The organism is Roseomonas alba (assembly GCF_019430885.1).
In the GTDB taxonomy this organism is placed as follows: domain Bacteria; phylum Pseudomonadota; class Alphaproteobacteria; order Acetobacterales; family Acetobacteraceae; genus Neoroseomonas; species Neoroseomonas alba.
This window is the reverse complement of record NZ_JAHYBZ010000008.1, coordinates 255,570-276,506: the sequence shown is the minus strand read 5'-3', so window position 1 is coordinate 276,506 and position 20,937 is coordinate 255,570. Positions and strand designations below refer to the sequence as shown.

Annotated in this window: 14 protein-coding genes; 12 read left to right on the top strand and 2 right to left on the bottom strand. The window is 68.7% G+C overall.

Annotation, left to right across the window (positions count from 1 at the left end; genetic code table 11):
• Window positions 1–3: 3 nt before the first annotated feature.
• A complete protein-coding gene (locus KPL78_RS22675) occupies window positions 4–1,584 on the bottom strand; it encodes an ABC transporter substrate-binding protein (RefSeq protein ID WP_219765238.1) in 1,581 nt (526 codons plus the stop codon).
• A 242-nt stretch (window positions 1,585–1,826) separates the two neighbouring features.
• Here KPL78_RS22675 and KPL78_RS22670 point away from each other — a divergent pair, with 242 nt between their 5' ends.
• The 9 genes from KPL78_RS22670 to KPL78_RS22630 all read left to right on the top strand — a co-directional run bounded on the left by KPL78_RS22670 (window position 1,827) and on the right by KPL78_RS22630 (window position 14,630).
• On the top strand, window positions 1,827–2,825 hold the full coding sequence (locus KPL78_RS22670; protein WP_219765237.1) for a Bug family tripartite tricarboxylate transporter substrate binding protein: 999 nt from the start codon (window positions 1,827–1,829) through the stop codon (window positions 2,823–2,825).
• A gap of 38 nt (window positions 2,826–2,863) precedes the next feature.
• Window positions 2,864–3,634: an enoyl-CoA hydratase/isomerase family protein gene (locus KPL78_RS22665; protein ID WP_219765236.1), complete on the top strand. Its 771-nt coding sequence runs from the start codon at window positions 2,864–2,866 to the stop codon at window positions 3,632–3,634.
• 5 nt (window positions 3,635–3,639) lie between these two features.
• Window positions 3,640–4,818, top strand: a complete 1,179-nt coding sequence (locus KPL78_RS22660; RefSeq protein WP_219765235.1) for an acyl-CoA dehydrogenase family protein — start codon at window positions 3,640–3,642, stop codon at window positions 4,816–4,818.
• Between the two features lie 3 nt (window positions 4,819–4,821).
• Window positions 4,822–5,904: an acyl-CoA dehydrogenase family protein gene (locus tag KPL78_RS22655; protein WP_219765234.1), complete on the top strand. Its 1,083-nt coding sequence runs from the start codon at window positions 4,822–4,824 to the stop codon at window positions 5,902–5,904.
• A 29-nt stretch (window positions 5,905–5,933) separates the two neighbouring features.
• Complete coding sequence (locus tag KPL78_RS22650) at window positions 5,934–8,009, top strand: acetate--CoA ligase family protein (protein ID WP_255569321.1); 2,076 nt, start codon at window positions 5,934–5,936, stop codon at window positions 8,007–8,009.
• 111 nt (window positions 8,010–8,120) lie between these two features.
• Window positions 8,121–9,341, top strand: coding sequence for an efflux RND transporter periplasmic adaptor subunit (locus KPL78_RS22645; RefSeq protein WP_219765232.1), 1,221 nt, complete (start codon window positions 8,121–8,123; stop codon window positions 9,339–9,341).
• Window positions 9,342–9,356: 15 nt separating this feature from the next.
• Window positions 9,357–12,506, top strand: a complete 3,150-nt coding sequence (locus tag KPL78_RS22640; protein WP_219765231.1) for an efflux RND transporter permease subunit — start codon at window positions 9,357–9,359, stop codon at window positions 12,504–12,506.
• A gap of 4 nt (window positions 12,507–12,510) precedes the next feature.
• Entirely contained in the window at window positions 12,511–13,995 is a 1,485-nt protein-coding gene (locus KPL78_RS22635; protein WP_219765230.1) for an efflux transporter outer membrane subunit, read from the top strand.
• Window positions 13,992–14,630, top strand: a complete 639-nt coding sequence (locus KPL78_RS22630; protein WP_219765229.1) for a TetR/AcrR family transcriptional regulator — start codon at window positions 13,992–13,994, stop codon at window positions 14,628–14,630. The genes KPL78_RS22635 and KPL78_RS22630 overlap by 4 nt, the downstream gene beginning before the upstream one ends.
• Window positions 14,631–14,660: 30 nt before the next feature.
• Here KPL78_RS22630 and KPL78_RS22625 read toward each other — a convergent pair whose 3' ends face one another.
• Entirely contained in the window at window positions 14,661–15,488 is an 828-nt protein-coding gene (locus KPL78_RS22625) for an IclR family transcriptional regulator (protein ID WP_255569320.1), read from the bottom strand.
• 154 nt (window positions 15,489–15,642) lie between these two features.
• On the opposite strand from KPL78_RS22625, the gene KPL78_RS22620 reads away from it, so the two are divergent.
• The 3 genes from KPL78_RS22620 to KPL78_RS22610 are packed head-to-tail and all read left to right on the top strand — an operon-like array spanning window position 15,643 to window position 20,936.
• Entirely contained in the window at window positions 15,643–17,712 is a 2,070-nt protein-coding gene (locus tag KPL78_RS22620; RefSeq protein ID WP_219765228.1) for a hydantoinase/oxoprolinase family protein, read from the top strand.
• Window positions 17,709–19,358, top strand: a complete 1,650-nt coding sequence (locus KPL78_RS22615; protein WP_219765227.1) for a hydantoinase B/oxoprolinase family protein — start codon at window positions 17,709–17,711, stop codon at window positions 19,356–19,358. Before KPL78_RS22620 ends, KPL78_RS22615 begins: the two co-directional genes overlap by 4 nt.
• Before the next feature lie 48 nt (window positions 19,359–19,406).
• A complete protein-coding gene (locus tag KPL78_RS22610) occupies window positions 19,407–20,936 on the top strand; it encodes an ABC transporter substrate-binding protein (protein ID WP_255569319.1) in 1,530 nt (509 codons plus the stop codon).
• The last annotated feature ends 1 nt before the right edge of the window (window position 20,937 follow it).

The window sequence follows — 20,937 nt, the reverse complement described above, 5'->3', positions numbered from 1 at the left end:
GCATCAGCGTGTGGCGGGCCTGACCGCCATGGGGTCGTTGCGCTCGTCCATCCGCGCCTCATAGGTGATCCCGCTGCGCATCGCCCACAGCGCGTTCTGCAGGTAAAGCGGCACCAGCATCCGGTCGTCCAGCGCGATGGTGCTCGCGCGGCGCAGCAGTTCCTCGCGCTTCGCATTGTCCATCTCCACCTCGGCCGCGGCGACCAGCGTATCCATGGCCGGGTTGGAATAGTGAAGGCGATTGGCCGCGCCGTGGCCACGCTCGCGATTGGGCGTGCGCAGCACGGAGTTCAACAGGACCGAGACCTCGCCCGTGGAATTGCCCCAGGTGAGCAGGGCGGCCGGGGCCTCGCGCCGCGTCGCGCGGCCGATGAAGGTCGCGTAGGGCTGAGCTTCGACCGTGGTGCGCACGCCGATGCGCGTCCACATCTGGCCGATCGCCTGCACGACGCGGGAATCATTCATGTAGCGGTCATTCGAACCGATCAGCGTGAGCTGGAAGCCCTGCGGATACCCGGCCTCGGCCAGCAGGCGGCGCGCCGCTGCGGGATCCGCGGCTGGCACCGGCCGGTTCGGGATATAGCTGTAGGTGTCCGGCGGCATGAACTGCGTCGTCGCCAGTGCGGCACCTTCCATGACGCGCTCGACGAGCTGGTGACGGTCGATGGCCATGGCCAGTGCCTGGCGCACGCGCGGCTCGGCGAGCGGATTGCGGTCCAGCGCTCCGCCATTGGCCGCCGCCAGCAGCGGCACCGGCGGTTCCCGCGTGCCGTCGAGCGTGATGTACATGACGCGCAGACTGGTCGTCTCCGCGACATGGAAACGACTGTCGTGTCGCACGCGTTCGAGGTCGCTGGTCGAGATCTGGTCGATGAAGTCGACGTCGCCCGACAGCAGCGCGGCGGTGCGTGCCGCGTCATTGGTGATCATGCGATAGGTGACGCTCGCCCAATGCGGCTTCGGGCCCCAATACTGCGCGTTACGCTCGACCACGATGCGATCGCCGGGCGCATGCGAGACCAGGCGGAATGGGCCTGTGCCGATCGCCGCCTTGCCGCTGTTGAAATCGCTCGTCGTCGCCTCGGCATGCAGGCGGCGGCTGAGGATCATGACCTGGGAGAGATAGGTCGGCAGCAACGGTGCGGCTACCGCGGTATGCAGGCGCAGCGTGCGCGCATCGACGATCTCGACCCGCTGCACGGGCCGGATCAGGGTTGAGAAGGAGGCACCGGGACCGCGCATCTGCGGGATGCGTTCGAAGGTGTAGGCGATGTCGTCCGGAGTGAGCGGCGTGCCGTCATGGAAGCGGACATTCTCGCGCAGGGTGAACTCCCAGACGGTGTCGCCCACGGCCCGCCAGCTTTCCGCGAGGCCGGATCGGAGCTGCGCCCGCGCATCGGTGGCCAGCAGCCCATCGAACAGCATCTGCGCCACCTCGTTGTTCGAGCGGAGCAGGTGATAGTGCGGATCGAGCGACGAGACCGGCGCACCGACACCCATGGTCAGGGTTTGTGCGCCGGCCATGGCCATGGTCCAGGGAAGTGCGGCGAGGCCGAGCAGCCATCGGCGGGTGCTGCGGAACATGGACGGTCTCCTCTGCATGCGGCCGATGCTGCGCTGGGGCAGCATTGGCCTGACCGTTCGGTCAATTGAGGTGACGCTACGACGGCATGTTTATGGCCGCAAGGCGGGTTGGTACGCATCTACTGGCCCGAATGGACCCCTATTGCCGGACCGCGTGGATCAAGTCAGACTGCCAGCCTGACTGACCGGTCGATCAGTAGAGGCAGGCTGACGAACCGGCGGCGAGGGAAGGGAACGACGCCATGCCAGCCATCCGACGCCCATCACGCGAAGCGACGCGCCGCGCGCTCCTTGGTGGTGCTGTCGGCTTCGTGGCCGGCCTGCCGCAGGCCTTCGCCCAATCCTATCCGACGCGGCCCGTGCGCATGATCGTGCCCTTCGTGCCGGGTGGTGGCGCGGACCTTACGGCGCGGCTCGTGGCCGAACCGCTTGGTACCGCACTCGGTCAGCCGGTCGTCGTCGAGAATCGTGGCGGCGCCGGCGGCACCATCGGAACCGCGGCCGTCGCGCAGGCGCCGGCGGATGGCTACACGCTGCTCTACGGCACGCCGGGACCGCTGATCACCAACCGGCATCTCATGGCGTCTCTGCCCTATGATTCGGATCGCGACTTCGCGCCGGTCAGCCTGCTGACGCGCGGGGCCTACGTGATGGCGGTCCATCGCGACGTGCCGGCGCGCAGCGTCGCCGATGTTATCGCCCTGGCCAAGGCGCACCCGAACGAGCTGACCTTCGCCAGTTCCGGCATCGGCGCCGGCAGCCACCTGGCGGGTGAGCTGCTGTGCATGGAAGCCAATATCCGCATGTCGCACGTGCCCTATCGCGGTACGGGGCCGGCCCTGCAGGACGTGGCGGCGGGCCGCGTGACGATGTCCATCGACTCCTACGGGCCGATGGTGCCGCTGCTGCAATCGGGGCAGCTGCGCGCCATCGCCGTGACCAGCGCGCAGCGCATGGAAGAACTTCCGGACGTGCCGACCATCGCCGAGACCATCCCGGGCTTCGAGGTCGGCGTCATCAACTACGTATGCGTGCGTTCCGGCACGCCGGCACCGATCATCCAGCATCTGAACCAGACGCTGGTCCGGGTGCTCGCCGATCCCGAGCTGAAGGAACGCATGCGCGTGGCCGGATCGAGCCCGCCGGTGTCCAGCACGCCCGAGGAACTCGGCACCATGCTGCGCAGCGAATCCGCGAAATGGGGCGAGGTCATCCGTCGCGCCGGTATCCAGGCCGGTTGACCGCGCCGATTGTCATCACTCAGGAGAAGAGCACGTTCATGTCGTCCGATGTCGTGAAGTTCGAGGTGGCCGACCATATCGGCCTGGTCACGCTGAACCGGCCGCCGGTCAACGCCGTCAATGCCGAAGTGCGCGACCGCATCATCCAGATCTTCGATCACGCGACCGACCGTGACGATGTCCGCGTGCTGGTGCTGACCGGACAGGGGAAGATCTTCTCGGCCGGCGCGGATCTCAAGCAGCGGCCTGATCCGAGCATCCCGGGCGCCTATTGGCATCACAACCGCATCACGCGCGAGACGGGAAACGCCATCCGCGAATGCGCCAAGCCGGTGATTGCGGCCGTGAACGGGGCCGCACTCGGCGCCGGCTTCGGGCTGATGACGTCCTGCGACATCATGATGGCATCGGAGACGGCCTATTTCGCCATGCCCGAGATCGATGTCGGCCTCGCCGGCGGCGCGGCCATGCTGAACGAGTTCTTCACCCGGTCCTTCGCGCGGCGCCTGATGTTCACCGGCGACAAGCTGCCGGCTCCGGAGCTGTATCGCCTCGGTGTCATCGACTCCGTCTGGTCGCCGGACGAGTTGCTGCCGGCGGCGATGAAGATGGCCGCGCGCATCGCGGAGAAGAGCCCGCTGGGCATCAAGTATGCGAAGAACAGCTGCAACCTGGTCGAGCTGATGCCGCCCCGGGACGCCTATCGCTTCGAGCAGAACTTCACCTACGAGCTCTCCAAGACCGAGGACGCGAAGGAGGCCCGCACCGCGCAGCTTGAGAAGCGCAAGCCCGTCTTCAAGGGACGCTGACCCGCATGGCCGCCCCCATCGACTACGGTGCCTTCCGCGAGGAGGTCCGCGACTTCGCGATGACCCGCTGCCCGCCCGAGATCCGGGCGGTGGTGGCGACCTATCGCAAGTTGTCGCGCAAGGTCTGGTATCCCTGGCAGAAGATCCTCTTTGCGCATGGATGGGGTGCGCCGGGCTGGCCGAGGGAATATGGCGGCACGGGCTGGGACCTGAAGCAGCGCCACATCTTCGACGAGGTGATGGCCGAATGCGACTGCCCGCCGCAGTATCATCACGGGCTGCGGCATCTTGGCCCCGTCATCATCGAATACGGGTCGGAGGAGCAGAAGCGCCGCTTCCTGCCCGGCATCCTCAACGGCGAGGATTGGTGGTGCCAGGGCTATTCCGAGCCCGGCGCAGGGTCGGACCTCGCCTCGCTGCGCACCGCCGCGCGGCGCGAGGGCGATGAGTACATCGTGGAGGGCCAGAAAACCTGGACCTCCCACGCGCATGAGTCGGACTGGATGTACACGCTGGTCCGCACATCGAAGGAGGCGAAGAAGCAGCAGGGCATCAGCCTGCTGCTGATCCCGCTGAACTCCCCGGGCATTACCATCCGTCCGATCCGCACCATCGATGGCTGGCATCATGTGAATGAGGTCTTCCTCGACCAAGTCCGCGTGCCGGTGGCCAATCGCGTGGGCGAGGAAGGGCAGGGCTGGACCTATGGCAAGTTCCTGCTGGAGCGGGAGCGCCTGGGCGGTGCGAATGTCGCGCCCGCGCTGAAGAACCTGGAGCGCACGCGCACGCTGCTGGCGCAGGAACTGGCCGATCCGCGCCACGCCCTGAAGCGCAGCCTGCTGGAGGAGCGCCTGCTCATGGCCGAGGCCGAGCTCCGCGGGGCCCAGGCGTTGGGGCAGGAAGCGGTCGCCGCGACCATGGAGGGGCGTCCGCTGGGGCTGCTGCCCTCGGTGCTGAAGCTGTCCACCAGCGTGACGTCGCAGCATGTCGCGGAAATCGCGCTGGATGCGATGGGCGAGCGCCTTGCACCGCGTTTCCGACCGACCGATGCCGCCGGCGCCAATGCCGAGGCGCCCGGCATCGAGTGGATCCAGAACTACATGTATGGCCGTGTCCGTACGATCTATGGCGGCAGCAGCGAAGTGCAGAAGAACGTCATCGCCAAGCAGCTTTTCGGGTCCTGACGCATGCCCTTCACAGCCAAACCCATCGTTGGTGGCGACGCTTTCGACCAGGCCTGCGAGATCGGGCGTGCGGCGGATGCCGAGCTCGCGCTGCTCGCCGATGCGGCGGACCAGGCGGCCTGCCTGAGGCGGCACTGGGACGCGATCATCGGCCTCGGCTGGACCACGACCGCGATCCCGGAGGATGCGGGCGGCGCGGGGGGGGATATCTCCGACCTCGCCGCGCTGGTGGGCGGCGCAGGGCGTGGCGGACTGCCCCTGCCGATCGCCACATCCTGTGGCGTACTGCCGCATCTGCTGGTGGAGCATGCCGAGGTGCTGACTGCGCTCGCAGAGGGCCGCGCGCGCATCGCGCTCGTCCCCGCCGAGGCCGCCATCGATAATGCCGCTGCCGCCCCGCAGCTCGCGGATGGCCGTCTGACCGGCACGGTCGTCGGCATCGAGACGCCGCCCGATCCGACACATGCGCTGCTGGTCGTCGGTGATGCCCTGTTGCTGGTCCCGGCTGGTGCAACAGGAGTCGGCGTCACGCGCTACCAGCGCATCGACGGGCGGCCTTCGGCGGATTGGCGTTTCGTCGGCGTTGCCGTCGATCCGGCCTGGATTCTCGCACATGGCGAGGGCGTGACGCACCGTGCCGCCGCGGCCCGCGACCTCGGCGCCCTGCTGACCTGCATCGAATCCGTCTCCGCTGCGGGTGCGCTGATCGAGCAGACCATCGAGTATCTGCTGAACCGCGTGCAGTTCGGCGTGCCGCTCGCCACGCACCAGGCGCTTCGGCACCGCGTCGCGGAGATGTATGTCGAATACGAGACCCTGCGCGGCCTGGCCGCCCAGGCGCTGCGTAGCGTAGGCGCCGGCGATCCCGGCGCCTGGCGCGACATCGCCTTCGCCAAGCTGCGCCTGGGCGAGGGTGGCCGCTTCATCGCCCAATCCACCATCCAATGTCACGGCGGCATGGGCATGACGGAAGGGCTGCAGGCGATCCGCCTGGCGCGGCGGATCATGATGGCGGAATTCGAATATGGCGACCGCAGCGTGCAGGCCCGGCGCCTGCTCGACGACGCGGCGCGCCGCGCAGCCTGAGAGGCATCGGTATGCATCCCTTGGAGAAGATGTTCAGGCCACGTTCGATCGCGGTGGTCGGCGCGTCGGGCGATCCGGAGAAGCTCGGCGGCCGTACGCTGCTGCATCTGAAGGAACTCGGCTATCAGGGCCGCATCTACCCGATCAATGTCAGCGCGACGGAAGTCCAGGGCCTGCCCGCCTGGCGCAGCGTCGCGGATCTGCCGGAAACGCCGGACAGCGCACTGATCCTGCTGCCGGCGGCATTGGTCGCGAAGGCGATCGACGATTGCGCCGCCAAGGGCGTGCACCATGTGCAGGTGCTGTCCTCGGGCTTCGCGGAGGAGGGCGGTGAAGGCGTCGCGCTGCAGGCGCGCCTTGCCGAGCAGGCGCGCGCCCTGGGCATTCGCCTGACGGGGCCGAACTGCCTCGGCAGCATCAGCCCGCCCGACGGATTCTTCGGCACTTTCTCAAGCCTGCTCGCCACGGCGAAGCCGCCGCCCGGCAGCGTCGGCGTGGCGACGCAGAGCGGCGCCTACGGCTCGCACATCTATGCCGTCGCGGGCTTCCGCGGCATCGGCATCAGCCGTGCCATCGCCACGGGCAATGAGGTGGACATCGATGTCGCGGAAGCCATCGACTATCTGGTGGATGACCCTGGCACGCGTGTCATCTGTGCCTCGCTGGAAGGTTGCAGCAATGGCGATGGCCTGCGCCGCGCCCTGCTGAAGGCTGCCGCCGCGCGCAAGCCCGTCATCATCATGAAGGTCGGCAGCACCGAGGTCGGCGCAGCCGCGGCGGCGACGCATACCGGCTCGCTGGCCGGCGAGGACCGCGTTATCGACACGGTCTTCCACGAATGCGGCGCGCTGCGCGTCTCCTCCATCGAGGAGATGCTGGATGTCGCCTATCTCTGTTCCATCGCGCCGCTGCCGCCCATGGAAAGCGCGGGCGTGCTCAGCGTCTCCGGCGGCATCGGCGTGCTGATGGCCGATGCCTGCGTGGAGGCTGGTCTCGCCGTTCCGCCCATGTCGGCGGAAGTGCTCGCCGAAATCCACGCCGTCCAGCCGATGGCGGCCGGGTGCAATCCGATCGATACCACGGCGCAGCTGGCCGGCCGGCTGCATGTCATCGAGACGATCAGCCAGGCGATGATGCGTGGGGCCGATCTCGGCGCAGCGATGTTCTATCTGGCGCATCTCGGGCGCGACATGCAGCGCTTCCCGAAGATCGAAGGCGCCTTCCTCGCTTTGCGGCGCAACCAGCCGGACCGCACCGTGGTCGCGGTGATGACGCATGTGGACGAGGTACGGCTGCGCCTCGAAGCCGAGGGCATCCCGGTCTTCGAAGACCCGACCCGCGCCGTGCGCGCGGTCGCCGGCGCGGCGCGGCTGCGGCGTCTCCAGCAGGACGCTGAAGCGGTGCCGGCCATCGCGCCGGCCGCGCCGCTTGGCCTCACCATCGCGAATGAGGCAGCGGCCAAGGCGCTGATTGCCCGCGCCGGCGTTCCCGTGTTGCCGGAGGAAGCCTGCGCCACGGCCGAGGCCGCTGTGGCGGCCGCGGATCGGCTTGGCTATCCGGTGGTGATGAAGATCCTGTCCGACGACATCGCGCACAAGACCGAGGTCGGCGGCGTCATGCTGAACATCGCCGATGGCGATGGGGTCGCCGCTGCCTTTGCTGCGCTGATGCAGCGGGCGCGTGCGGCGCGGCCCGATGCCAGGCTCGACGGCGTGCTGGTGGCCCCGATGATGCATGGCGGGGTCGAGACGATCATCGGCACGCTGCGCGACCCGGTCTTCGGCCCGATGGTGATGTTCGGCCTCGGCGGCGTGGCGGTGGAGCTGTTCCGTGACGTCGCCTTCGCCAGCGCGCCGCTGACGCCGAAGCGGGCCGAGGCGCTGATCGGTGCCTCCCGCGGCGCGGCCCTGCTCAAGGGATGGCGCGGTGGCCCGCCGCTCGACCAGGCGGCGCTGGTCGAAACGCTCTGCGCCCTGTCGCGCTTCGCGGCCGCCCATGCCGGAGAGGTCGCGAGCGTCGAGGTCAATCCCTTCCTCGTGCGGGAGAAGGGAGCCTTCGCGCTGGATGCGCTCGTTGTCTTCAGCGCTGCAGGCGGGGGCCACTGAACAGCCTCCCAGTCTGTATCGATATGTTGCGACGCAGCAATTCGGCTTGACCCAGATCAGGAAACTCGCCAGTTTCGCATCTGAAAACTGGTCGGTTTCCCTGAGGTATCCATGCCGGATCTTGCTTACCGCCGGAGATTCCGCCGGCGCGCGACGGTGGCGCTCGCGCTGCTGGGTGTTCTGCCGCTGCTGTCGGCCTGCGATGATGGGCCGGGCCAGACGGCGGCCCGCGCGGCCACGCCGCCGCCGCGGCCGGTCGAGGTCACCGTCGTCACCCTGCGCCGCCAGCCGACGCCGGTCAGCACGGTGCTGCCCGGCCGCACCACGGCTTATCGCGTCGCGGAGGTCCGGCCGCAGGTGGGCGGCGTGCTGCGCGAACGGCTGTTCACGGAGGGCCAGGAGGTCACCGCCGGCCAGCCGCTGTTCCGCATCGACCCCGCCCCTTTCCAGGCCGCGCTGGAAACCGCCGAGGCCGCGCTCGCCCGCGCCAAGGCGACGGCCGACCAGGCCGAGACCACGGTGAACCGCTACCGCCCGCTGGTCCGCGCCCGCGCCGTCAGCCAGCAGGATTTCGACGCGGCGGAGGCCGCGTTGCGCCAGACCCAGGCGGACGTTGCCTCCGCCCAGGCCGCGGTGGACACGGCGCGCATCAACCTGGGCTATACCGTGGTCAATTCGCCGATCGCCGGGCGCACCGGGCGTGCCTCGGTCACCGTCGGCGCGCTGGTCACGGCAAGCCAGGCCAATGCGCTCGTCACCGTCACCCAGCTCAACCCGATCTATGTCGATGTCACCCAGCCCAGCGCCGCCCTGCTGCGCCAGCGCCGCGATATCGCCGAGGGCGTTCTGAAGCGCGAGACGACGGATCGCGCCGTCGCCACCCTGCTGCTTGAGGACGGCACCGAATACGCCCATCGCGGCGAGATCCAGTTCTCCGAGGTCATCGTCGACCAGGGCACCGGATCGGTCACGCTGCGCGCCGTCTTCCCCAATCCTGACGGCCTGCTGATGCCCGGCATGTTCGTCCGCGCCCGGGTCGAGGAAGGCGTCATCGACCAGGCCCTACTGGTGCCGCAGCAGGCCGTGCAGCGCACCCCGCGCGGCGAACCCATGGCCTATGTCGTCAATGCCGAGGGGGTGGTGGAGCAGCGCATCCTGCGGACCAGCCGCGCCATCGGCACGAACTGGCTCGTCGCGTCGGGCCTCAACCCCGGCGACCGCGTGGTGATGGAAGGCGTGCTGCGCATACGCCCTGGCGCCAAAGTCACCGCGACCGAGGCGACCGCTCCCGCCGCGACCGCCGAAGCCACGCCCGCCCGCAACGGCGGCTGATCCAGGCACCTCCCCATGGCCCGTTTCTTCATCGACCGCCCGGTCTTCGCCTGGGTGATCGCCATCGCGATCATGCTGGCCGGCCTGCTCTCCCTGCGCAGCCTGCCGGTCGCGCAATATCCCGCCATCGCGCCGCCCGCGATCTCGATCCAGGTCTCCTATCCGGGCGCCTCGGCCGAGACGGTGCAGTCCACCGTGGTGCAGGTGATCGAGCAGCAGCTCAGCGGCATCGACAACCTGCTGTATTTCTCGTCGAACGCGGCGAAGGACGGCAGCGCGACCATCACCCTGACCTTCGCCCAGGGCACCAACCCGGACACGGCGCAGGTGCAGGTGCAGAACAAGGTGCAGCTCGCCGTGCCGCGCCTGCCGCAGACGGTGCAGCAGCAGGGCATCCGCGTCGCCAAGTCGACCAACAACTTCCTGCTCGTGGTCGGCTTCGTCTCGACTGACGGGCGGCTGAGCAATTTCGACATCTCCGACTTCGTCGTCACCAACATCCAGGATCCCATCAGCCGCACGCCGGGCGTGGGCGACTACCAGATCTTCGGCGCGCAATATGCGATGCGTATCTGGCTGGATCCGGCGAAGCTGGTGAATTACGGCCTGACACCGGGCGATGTGGCCACCGCCATCCGCGCGCAGAACGTCCAGGTGGCGAGCGGCGAGATGGGCGCGCTGCCCTCGGTGCAGGGCCAGCAGTTGAATGCCACCGTCATCGGGCCATCCTACCTGACCTCACCGGACGCCTTCGGCTCCATCCTGTTGCGCGTGCAGACCGACGGTGCCCAGGTCCGGCTGCGCGACGTCGCGCGCGTTGAGGTCGGTGCCGAGAACTACGCCATCAGCGCGCTCTACAATGGCCGCCCCGCGGCGGGCATCGGCATCAAGCTCGCCTCCGGCGCCAATGCGCTTGATGCCGCGACGGCGGTGCGCGCCACCATCGACAGCCTGCGGCCGCTGTTGCCGGACGGGGTCGAGGTGATCTTTCCCTACGACACGACGCCCTTCGTGCGCCTGTCGATCGAAAGCGTTGTGCACACGCTGTTCGAGGCGGTGGTGCTGGTCTTCCTGGTCATGCTGCTGTTCCTGCAGAACATCCGCGCGACGCTGATCCCGACCATTGCCGTGCCGGTGGTGTTGCTCGGCACCTTCGCGGTGCTCCAGATGGCGGGCTTCACCATCAACACGCTGACCATGTTCGGCATGGTGCTCGCCATTGGCCTGCTGGTCGACGACGCCATCGTGGTGGTGGAGAATGTCGAGCGCGTGATGGCCGAGGAGCACCTCTCGCCCCTCGAGGCCACGCGCAAGTCGATGGACCAGATCACCGGCGCGCTGATCGGCATCGGCCTGGTGCTGGCGGCGGTGTTCCTGCCCATGGCCTTCTTCGCCGGATCGACGGGCGTCATCTACCGGCAGTTCTCCATCACCATCGCCACCGCAATGGGCCTGTCGGTCTTCACCGCCATTTTCTTCACGCCCGCGCTCTGCGCCACGATCCTGAAGCCGCACAAGCCGGGCCAGACGCAGAAGGGCTTCGCCGGCCGGTTCAACCGCGGCTTCGAACGCGTGACGCGCGTCTATACCCGCTTCGTCACCGCCAGCCTGCGCCGACCGATCCGCATGCTGCTGGTCTATGGCGCGCTGCTCGGCGCGCTCGCCTTCGGCTTCCTGCGCCTGCCCGGCGGCTTCCTGCCGGATGAGGACCAGGGCATCAGCTTCGTCCAGGTCGTAGCCCCGCCGGGTGCGACGGCCAGCCGGACCCAGGCCGCGCTCGACCAGATCACGCAGTACCTGTTGGAGGAGGAGCGCGACACCGTCTCCTCGGTCTTCTCGATCAACGGCTTCAACTTCTCCGGCCGCGGGCAGAATGCCGGCATGGCCTTCATCCGGCTGCGCGACTGGGACGACCGCAAGACCGCCGCGCAGCGCGTCCAGGCCCTGAACGGGCGCATCATGGCCCGCTTCGGCGCCTATCGCGACGCGATGGTCTTCGCCTTCGCCCCGCCCGCCATCACCGAGCTCGGCAATGCGACCGGCTTCACCTTCCAGCTCCTCGACCAGACCGGGCGTGGCCATGCCGCACTGATGGAGGCACGCAACCAGCTGCTCGGCCTTGCCGCGCAAAGCCCCGTGCTGATGGCCGTGCGCCCCAACGGCCTGAACGACGAGGCGCAGTTCCATCTGGTCATCGACTGGGAACGCGCGAGCGCGCTCGGCCTGACGGTCAACGACATCAACACGACGCTGTCGACAGCCTGGGGCGCGACCTACGTCAACGACTTCATGGACCGTGGGCGCGTGAAGCGCGTCTATCTCCAGGGCGATGCCGAATCGCGCATGCTGCCAGGGGATCTCGACCGCTGGTTCGTACGCAACGCGGTGGGGCAGATGGTGCCCTTCTCCGCCTTCGGCCGCACCGAATGGGTCTATGGCTCGCCGCGTCTCGAACGCTTCAACGGCATCGCCTCCCGCGAGATCGCCGGCGCCCCCGCGCCCGGCCGCACCACCGGCGAGGCCATGGCCGAGATGCAGCGCCTGATGGCGCAGCTTCCGCCCGGCTTCGGCTATGCCTGGTCGGGCCTGTCCTACGAGGAACGGCAATCCTCGGGCCAGGCGCCGGCGCTCTATGCCATCTCCCTGCTGGTGGTCTTCCTCTGCCTCGCCGCGCTGTATGAAAGCTGGTCGATCCCGGCCTCGGTGATGATGGTGGTGCCGCTTGGCGTGCTGGGCGCGGTCATGGCGTCGATCGCACGCGGCCTGTCCAACGACATCTACTTCCAGGTCGGGCTGCTGACGACGGTCGGCCTGTCGGCCAAGAACGCCATCCTGATCGTCGAATTCGCCAAGGAGAATTTCGACAGGGGGATGGAGCTGATCGAGGCCGCGACGGATGCCGCGCGCCAGCGCCTGCGGCCGATTATCATGACCTCGCTCGCTTTTGGCCTCGGCGTCGTGCCACTGGCCATCGCGACCGGTGCTGGCGCGGGCGGGCAGAACGCCATCGGCGTCGGCGTGCTGGGTGGCGTGGCGGCCGGCACGGTCCTCGCGATCAGCTTCGTGCCCATCTTCTTCCTGGTGGTGCTGCGCCTGTTTCGCACGCGCCGCCGGCCGGCTGCCGAAACCCCAACACCGGCCGCCCTGCCGCAGGCCGGAGAGTGACGCCATGATCCGCCTGCCTGTCCTATCCTTCGCGGCGCTGCTGATGGCTGGCTGCAGCCTGATCCCCGACCAGCCGGCGACCAATCCCTCGGTGGCCGCGGCCTGGCCGGAGGGCCCGGCCTATCGCAGCACGGCCGGCACGACGCCGGTCCCGGCGAGCCCGGCGCGGGAGGCCGATGCCATCGGCTGGCGCGATGTCTTCGCCGATCCGCGCCTGCAACGCGCGGTCGAGACGGCGCTCGCCGGCAATCGCGACCTGCGCATCGCCGTGCTGAATGTCTCGTTGGCCGAGGCGCAATACCGCGTCCAGCGCGGCGAGCTGTTCCCCAGCGTCGGCGCGAGCGGCAGCCTGGACGCTACCCGCACGCCGCTCGGCGTGGTCTCGAGCACCGCGCCGATCGATGCGACGGCCGGCGTGACGCGGCGCATCTGGGGGGCGGGCATCGGCATCAGCGCCTACGAGATCGACCTGTTCGGCCGGGTCCGCAGCCTCAGCCAGGCGGCCTTCCAGCGCTATCTTGGCTATGCCGAGACGCGGCGCGCCGCGCAGATCAGCCTGGTCGGCCAGGTCGCCGAGGCTTGGCTCGCCATCGCCGCGGATCAGGAGGCGCTCGACCTCACCCGCCAGACGCTGGCCAACCAGGAGGAGGCCTTCGCCATCACGCGGGCGGCCTTCCAGGGCGGCACCGCCACCGAGCTCGCGCTGCGCCAGGCGCAGACCTCGGTCGAGACGGCGCGCGCCAGCCTCGAACGCTACTCGCGGCTCAAGGCGCAGGATGTCAACGCGCTGGCGCTGCTGCTCGGCGGGCCGGTGCCGCAGGACATGCTGCCGGATTCGCTGTCGGCGCTGCACCAGCCGATCGCGGATGTGCCGGCCGGCGTCTCCTCGGCCATCCTTCTGCGCCGTCCGGACGTTCTGGCGGCCGAGCGCAACCTGACCGCCGCCAATGCCGAGATCGGCGCTGCGCGAGCCGCCTTTTTCCCGTCCATCACCCTGACCGCGAGCGGCGGCACGGCGAGCGCGAGCCTGTCCAACCTGTTCAGCGCCGGCAGCGGAAGCTGGACCTTCGCCCCGCAGATCAACCTGCCGATCTTCACCGGCGGCACTCTGCAAGGCAGTTTGGACGCGGCGAAGATCCGCACCGATATCCAGGTCGCGACCTATGAGCGCGCCGTCCAATCCGCCTTCCGCGAGGTCGCGGATTCGCTGGCCGCGCGCGGCACCTTCGACCGCCAGATCGCGGCGCAGCGGGCGCTGGTGCAATCGTACCAGGATGCCTATCGCCTCGCGCTGATGCGGTTCCGCAGCGGGCTCGACAACTACCAGGCCTCGCTCGATGCCCAGCGGCAGCTCTTCACCGCCCAGCAGGAACTCATTGCCCAGGAATTGCTTCGCCAGCAGAACCGCGTTTCCCTGTATCGTGCCCTGGGCGGCGGCTGGGAGGAGCGGAGCGGGACGATGACGCAGGCGGGTGCAACCACACCATGAGCACGACCGCGGAGGCGGCACCGCGGCGCCGCCTGGGCGAGGCGGATCGCTTCCGCCTGCTGCGCGAGGCGGCCGAGACCGTCTTCCTGCGCGACGGCTATGCCACGGCGCGGATGGACGATGTGGCGCAGCTCGCCGGCATGTCGAAGCGCACGCTCTACCAGCATTTCGCTTCCAAGGCGGAGCTGTTCCGGGCGGTGATGGAGGATTGCCTCTGCCCCTTCGCACTCGATTCCTCGCTGGATGACGAGCCGGACCTTGCCCTCGCGCTGCGCAGCATGCTGGTCGCGCTGACGCGCCATCTCTTCAATCCCCGCCAGGTGGCGATCTTCCGCCTCATCATCGGGGAGGTGAAGCGGTCGCCGGAACTCGCCGATGCCTTCAATCAGGCCGGGCCCGCCAAGGGGGCGGGCGCGCTCGAACGGCGCCTCGCCGCCGAGATGGCGAAGGGGCGGCTCAGTTTGGCCGATCCGACCGAGGCCGCCCGCATGCTGTTCGGGATGGCGATCGGCGCGGCACACATGTTCCTGCTGCTCGGCTTGCAGGGGCCACCGTCGGAGGCGGAGATGGAACGGCGCGCCGGCGACGCGGTGGCCGTGTTCCTGCGGGGCGCCCTGATCACACCGGCCGCCTGAGGAAGGGGCGGCGCCGCCTGCCGCGCCGCCTCACTTGGCCGTCTGCGCCCCCATTGCGGCGCCGGCGCGCCGCAGCGTCGGGTCGAAGGGATTGAGCCCGCGGCTGATGCCCGCTGCGTCGCGCTTCAGCATCTCGGCAATCACGGCCCGGCGATCGGGTGTCAGCCGATCGGTCGTCGTGCCGATGCTGATGGCGGCGACGGCGCGCCCCTCATGGTCCAGGATCGGTGCCCCTAGCCCCGCCATGCCCGGGATCAGCCCGCTGGCGCCGCCGCAATGGCCCTCCCGACGGACCTGGGCGAGTTCGGCGCGCAGCGTGGCCTCGTCCGGCCCGCCGAATTCGCGCATCCGCGGCAGGTTGTGGCGGATGATCTCGTCTTGCTCGGGCGGTGGCAGGAAGGCGAGGATCGCATTCGCCCCCTGCCCGATGCCGAGCGGCACGCGCCCGCCGATGTCGCCGGTGAAGGAGCGGATCGGCAGCGGCCCGGCCGTGCGCTCGATGCACACGGCATCGTAACCATTGTGCACCAGCAGGAAGAGCGTCTCGCCCAGGGAGGCGGTCAGGCGCAACAGCGTCGGCCGCGCCAGTTCCCGCAGGCCGAGCGTGTCCCCGGCGCGCGCGGCCAGCAGGAACAGGCCGAGCCCAAGGGTGTAGCGCTTGCTGCGCGCATCGAAGGCGACAGCGCCCTCGGCGGCCAGGCTGCGCAGCATGCGATGAGCCGTGGGGCGCGGCAGGCCGGCGCGGGCGGCGAGTTCGGTCAGCCGCACGCCGCCCGGGCCGCTTTCGCCCAGCAGGCGCAGCAGGCTGAAGGCACGGCCAATGCCGCTCGTTCCGGCATCCTGGACATCTTCCGACAAAGGACGATCTCTTCGGGCTATTGGCGGATTCGTTTCCGCTGAGAGAGAAAATGATGGACAAGCTACCGCTTGGAGAAAATTAGGCCTTGCGAACGTCCGGAATGCAACAGGATAGTCATGGTCTGTTCGTTCTTTCGCGATGGGGAAAATCGGCATGGCCCGGTGGCGTGTTGGCGTGGACTCCGGCGGAACCTTCACCGATGTCTGCCTCTTCGATGAGGAGGCCGGTCGGGTCGAGGTGTGGAAGGTCTCCTCCACGCCGGACGATCCGTCCCGCGGCATCGCCCAGGGTGTCGAGGAGGGCATGCGTCGCGTCGCCCCCGATGCCGACCAGCCTGGTGCGTCGGTGGCCTATTTCGGCCATGGCACCACGGTCGCGACCAACGCGCTGATCCAGCATCGCGGCGTGAAGACCGGCCTGGTGACGACCGACGGCTTCCGCGATCTGCTTGAGATCGGCCGCCAGAAGCGACCTGACCTGTATGACATGCAGGCGGACAAGCCGCCCACCCTGGTCTCGCGCGACCTGCGGCATGAGGTGCCGGAACGCGTGCGCCATGACGGGCGCATCGACCTCGCGCTCGATGAGGACCGCATGCGCGCCGCGGCCAAGGCGCTGAAGGAAGCGGGGGTGAAGGCGATCGCCGTCTCCTTCCTCTATGGCTTCATCCGCCCCGAGCACGAGAAGCGCGCGGTCGAGATCCTGCGCGAGGAGATGCCCGAGGTCTTCATCAGCGCCGGCCACGAGATCGCCCCGGAATTCCGCGAGTTCGAGCGCCTGTCGACGGTGGTGCTGAACGCCTATCTCGGCCCGGTCATGCGCAACTACATCGAGCGCCTGACCCCGCGACTGCGCGACATCGGCATGACGGCGACGCCGCATCTGACGCAGTCCAATGGCGGCGTCATCGGCTTCGGCACGGCCGCCGAGATGCCGGTTCGCGCGGTGCTGTCCGGCCCCTCGACCGGGGTGGTCGGCGCCCAGGCGATCGGTGCCCTGGCGGGCTATGAGGACCTGATCACCTTCGACATGGGCGGCACCTCGACCGATGTGGCGCTGCTCAATGGTGGGGCGTGCAAGCTGACCTCGGAGGCCATCGTGCATGGCTATCCGATCAAGGCGCCGATGCTCGACATCCACACGGTCGGCGCGGGCGGCGGGTCCATCGCGTACATTGATGCCGGCGGGCTGCTGAAGGTCGGTCCGCGGTCCTGCGGTGCGGATCCCGGCCCGGTCTGCTACGGTCGCGGCAACACCGAGCCGGCGACGACCGACGCGAACGTCGTGCTGCAGACGCTGAACCCGGAATACCTGCTCGCCGGGCGCATGAAGGTGGATCAGTCGCTGGCCAAGGCGGCGATCGCCAGGCTCGCGGAAAAGCTCGGCCTTGGCGTGATGGAGACGGCGCAGGGCATCATCTCCGTCGTCACCGCGAACATGGCGCGCGCGATCCGTGTCATCTCCGTGCAGCGCGGCTACGACCCGCGCGACTACACACTGATGGCCTTCGGCGGGGCCGGCCCGCTGCATGCGGCGCGGCTGGCCCGCGAACTCGACATGAAGCGCGTGCTGGTGCCGCCCTATCCTGGCATCCTCTGCGCCATGGGGCTGCTGCTGACCGATCTGCGCGCCGATTTCGCCGCGACCAAGCTGCTGCCGGCGACGCCAGCCTCGGTCGGCGAAGTGGCCGCGGCCTTCGACGGGCTGGCAACGCGTGCCACCGAATGGTTCGCGCATGAGGAGATCGCGCCGGCGGATCGTCACCTGACGCGCACCGCGGACATGCGCTACGCCGGGCAGAACTACGAACTCGCCGTGCCGCTGCCGGAAGGCCCTGTCACCGCGGCGACCATCGCCACGCTGGCCGAGGGCTTCGCCGAAGCCCACAAGCAGCGCTACGGCTTCATCGCGGAAGGCGAGCCGGTGCAGCTCGTCACCCTGCGCCTGGAAGCCACCGGCCGGGTGAAGAAGGCGGAACTCAAATCCTTCCCCGATGCCGGCCCGGATGCCTCCGGTGCCATTATCGGTGAGCGTGAGGTCTGGTTCCCCGAAGCCGGCGCCTTCGTCGCCACACCGATCTATGCCCGCGACAAGCTTCGGCCCGGCAACAGCTTCACCGGCCCGGCCATCGTCGAGCAGATGGACACCACCACGGTCGTCCTGCCCGGCATGTCGGCGCGGGTGGATGCGTACCTCAATCTGATCCTGGAGGTGGCGGCATGAACGACGCGCCCGCGACGCACTCCCCGGTGCTCGATCCCATCACCGTCGAGGTGATCGGCGCCGCCCTGTCCTCCATCGTCGAGGAGACGGGCGAGGCGCTGATCCGTGCCTCCTACTCCACCAACATCAAGGAACGGCGGGACTGTTCCACCGCGCTGTTCGACACGGATGGCAATACGCTTTGCCAGGCGGAGCACATCCCGATCCACCTCGGCAGCTTCATCGGCATCGTGCCCCATGTGCTGAAGCTGCACCGGATCGAGGACATGAAGCCCGGCGACGTCTTCGTCGGCAACGACGCCTATGAGGGCGGCGGCACCCACCTGCCCGATATCGTGCTGGCCGAGCCGATCTTCGTGGATGGCGCCATCGTCGCCTGGACGGTCAACCTCGCCCACCATTCGGACTTCGCCGATCGCGGGCATGCGCACATCTACCAGGAAGGGCTGCGGATTCCGCCGGTGCGGCTGTACCGCGCGGGTGAACTGCAGAAGGATGTCCTCGACCTCATCCTGCTGAACTGCCAGGTGCCGCGCGAGCGCCTGTCCGACCTGCGCGCGCAGATGGCGGCGAACCGGGTCGGCGTGCAGCGCTTCCAGGCGCTCTGCGCGAAGTATGGCACCGCGACGGTGACTGCCGCAGGCCGCGCGCTGCTGGATTATGCCGAGCGCAAGATGCGCGCGGGCATCGCCGCCATCCCCGACGGCACCTGGACCTTCGAAGACGTCTTCGAAAGCATGGAGGTCAAGGAACAACTGCCGCTGCATGTGCGCGTCACGGTGCAGGGCGATTCCATGACCTTGCATTTCGACAGCCCGAAGCAGCTCCGCGCGGGCCTGAACATGACCTGGACCGCGCTGGCGGCGACCGCCTACTACGTCGTGAAGTCCGTGGTCGATCCGACCATCCTGCCCAATGCGGGGCTGGCGCGGCCGCTGACCGTCACGGCCCCGCCGGGCACCGTGCTGAACTGCGCGCATCCGGCCGCGGTGAACGGGCGGGTGCAGACCTGCCAGCGCGTGTCCGACCTGATCCTCGGTGCCCTGGCGCAGGCCGTGCCGGATCGCGTGACGGCCTGTTCCAACTCCGTCTGCACCGTGGCGAGCTTCATCGGCCAGCGCGAGGAAGATGGCGCGCTCTGGGTCTATCTGGAGACCATGGGCGGTGGTGGCGGGGCACGCGCGACGAAGGATGGCCTCGATGGCATCCATGTCCATGTCACCAACACCTCCAACCTGCCGGTCGAGGCGCTGGAGATCGAATATCCGCTGACCCTGCTGCGCTATGAGCTCGTCGACGGTTCCGGTGGCGTCGGGACGCAGCGCGGCGGCATGGGGTTGCGGCGGGTCTATCGCGCCGATGCCGATTGCCGCGTACGGGTCGATGTTTCGCGCCTGTCGTCGAAGTCGTGGGGCCTGCTCGGCGGCGGCGCCGGCGGGCATGGCGCGGTGGAATGCGGTCCGGGCGTGGTGTTCGATGGCGACAGCGCGGTGCTGAAGCCGGGGCAATGGTTCGCCGTGGTCAGCCCCGGGGCCGGCGGCTACGGCCCCGCCGACAAGCGCGCGCCCGCTGCGGTCGCCCGCGATCTGGCCGAAGGCGTCATCTCCGCCGACACGGCGCGCGAGGTCTATGGCTACTCTGGCTGATCCTTGAGTCTCGTCACGTCTGGGCAAATGCAAGAAGGAGAGTGATGCATGGGACCGATTGCCACCCGCCGCGCCATGCTGGCCGGCGCAGCCTCCGCCGGGATGCTGCCTTTCCTCCGCATGCCCGGCGCCCGCGCCGCGACGCCGGGGGAGCTCACCTTCGGCCTGTCGAGCTTCCCGCCCAGCATCCAGCCCTGGCAGAACACCGGCACCGCCGCGGCCACGATGAAGCTGCTGATGTATCGCGGCCTCACCTCCTACGGTCCGGACGGCGCGCTGCGCGGTGAGCTCGCGGAATCCTGGCAGCCCATCGGCACCCAGGGCTGGGAATTCAAGCTGCGCGATGCCCGCTTCCAGAACGGCGAGAAAGTCACCTCCGCCGACGTGAAGTGGACCATCGAGCAGATCGCCGCGGAGCGCTCGACCGCCTATTTCCGCGCCGAGATGCAGGGTGTGGAACGTGTCGAGACGCCCGATGACCGCACGGTGCGCATCTTCCTCAAGGCCCCCGTGGCGACGCTGCCGGTGATGATGGCGTCCTACCACCTGCCGATCATCTCGCGGAACTCGCCGCGCGGCCAGTTCGTCGGTGCCGGGCCCTTCATCCTGAAGGCGCAGGAACGCGGGGTCTCGCTGGAATTCGAACCCTTCACGGGCTTCCACCGCGCCGGCCTGCCGAAGCTGAAGAAGCTGAAGGCCATCGCCTATGCCGACGAGAACCTGCGCGTCGCGGCGCTGCGCTCGGGCGATGTCGACCTGATCGAGTACGTGCCCTGGCAGTCGATGGATGCGATCACCGCTGATCCGGCGCTCAGCCTCGACACGGTCGACGGCGCCTTCATGTTCCTGGTCTTCAATGGCGGCCGGCCGCCTTTCAACGATCCGAAGGTCCGCAAGGCGGTCGCGCACGCCATCAAGCGAGAGGATCTGGTGCGCGCGGCCTTCTTCGGCCGTGGGTCGCCGCTCCAGCAACTCCCCATTGCCGAATCCAGCCCCTTCTACAACCCCGAATACAAGGATGGCTGGAAGTACGACCCGGAGCTGTCGAAGCGCCTGCTGGCCGAGGCCGGGCATGCGAATGGCGTGTCCTGCTCGCTGCTGTCGACCGCGCAGTACGGCATGCACAAGGACACGGCCGAGGTGGTGCAGCAGCACCTCGCAGCGGTCGGCATCCGCGCCGAGCTGAACATGCCCGACTGGGCGACGCGTGTCGCGATCGGCAATCGCGGCCAATATGAGCTCGCGGTGATGGGCACCGCCGCCGACAGCAACGATCCGGACGGCATCGCGAACTTCATCGATGGGTCGCTCGCGCCCTCCTATGTGCGGTCCTATGGGCTGAAGATCGATCGCATCACGGAACTCCTCGCCGCGGGCCGCGCCGAATTCGACGATACGAAGCGCAAGGCCATCTATCGCGAGATGGAAGGTGTTGCGATCGAGCAGGTTCCGATGGTCGGCCTGACCTGGCGCAGCCAGGGCTACGCCATGCGCAAGGCGGTGACCGGCTTCAGGAACCTGCCCGGCGCGTTGACCTTCTATTCGGGCCTGACCTTCGAGACGACTGAAGTGGCCTGAG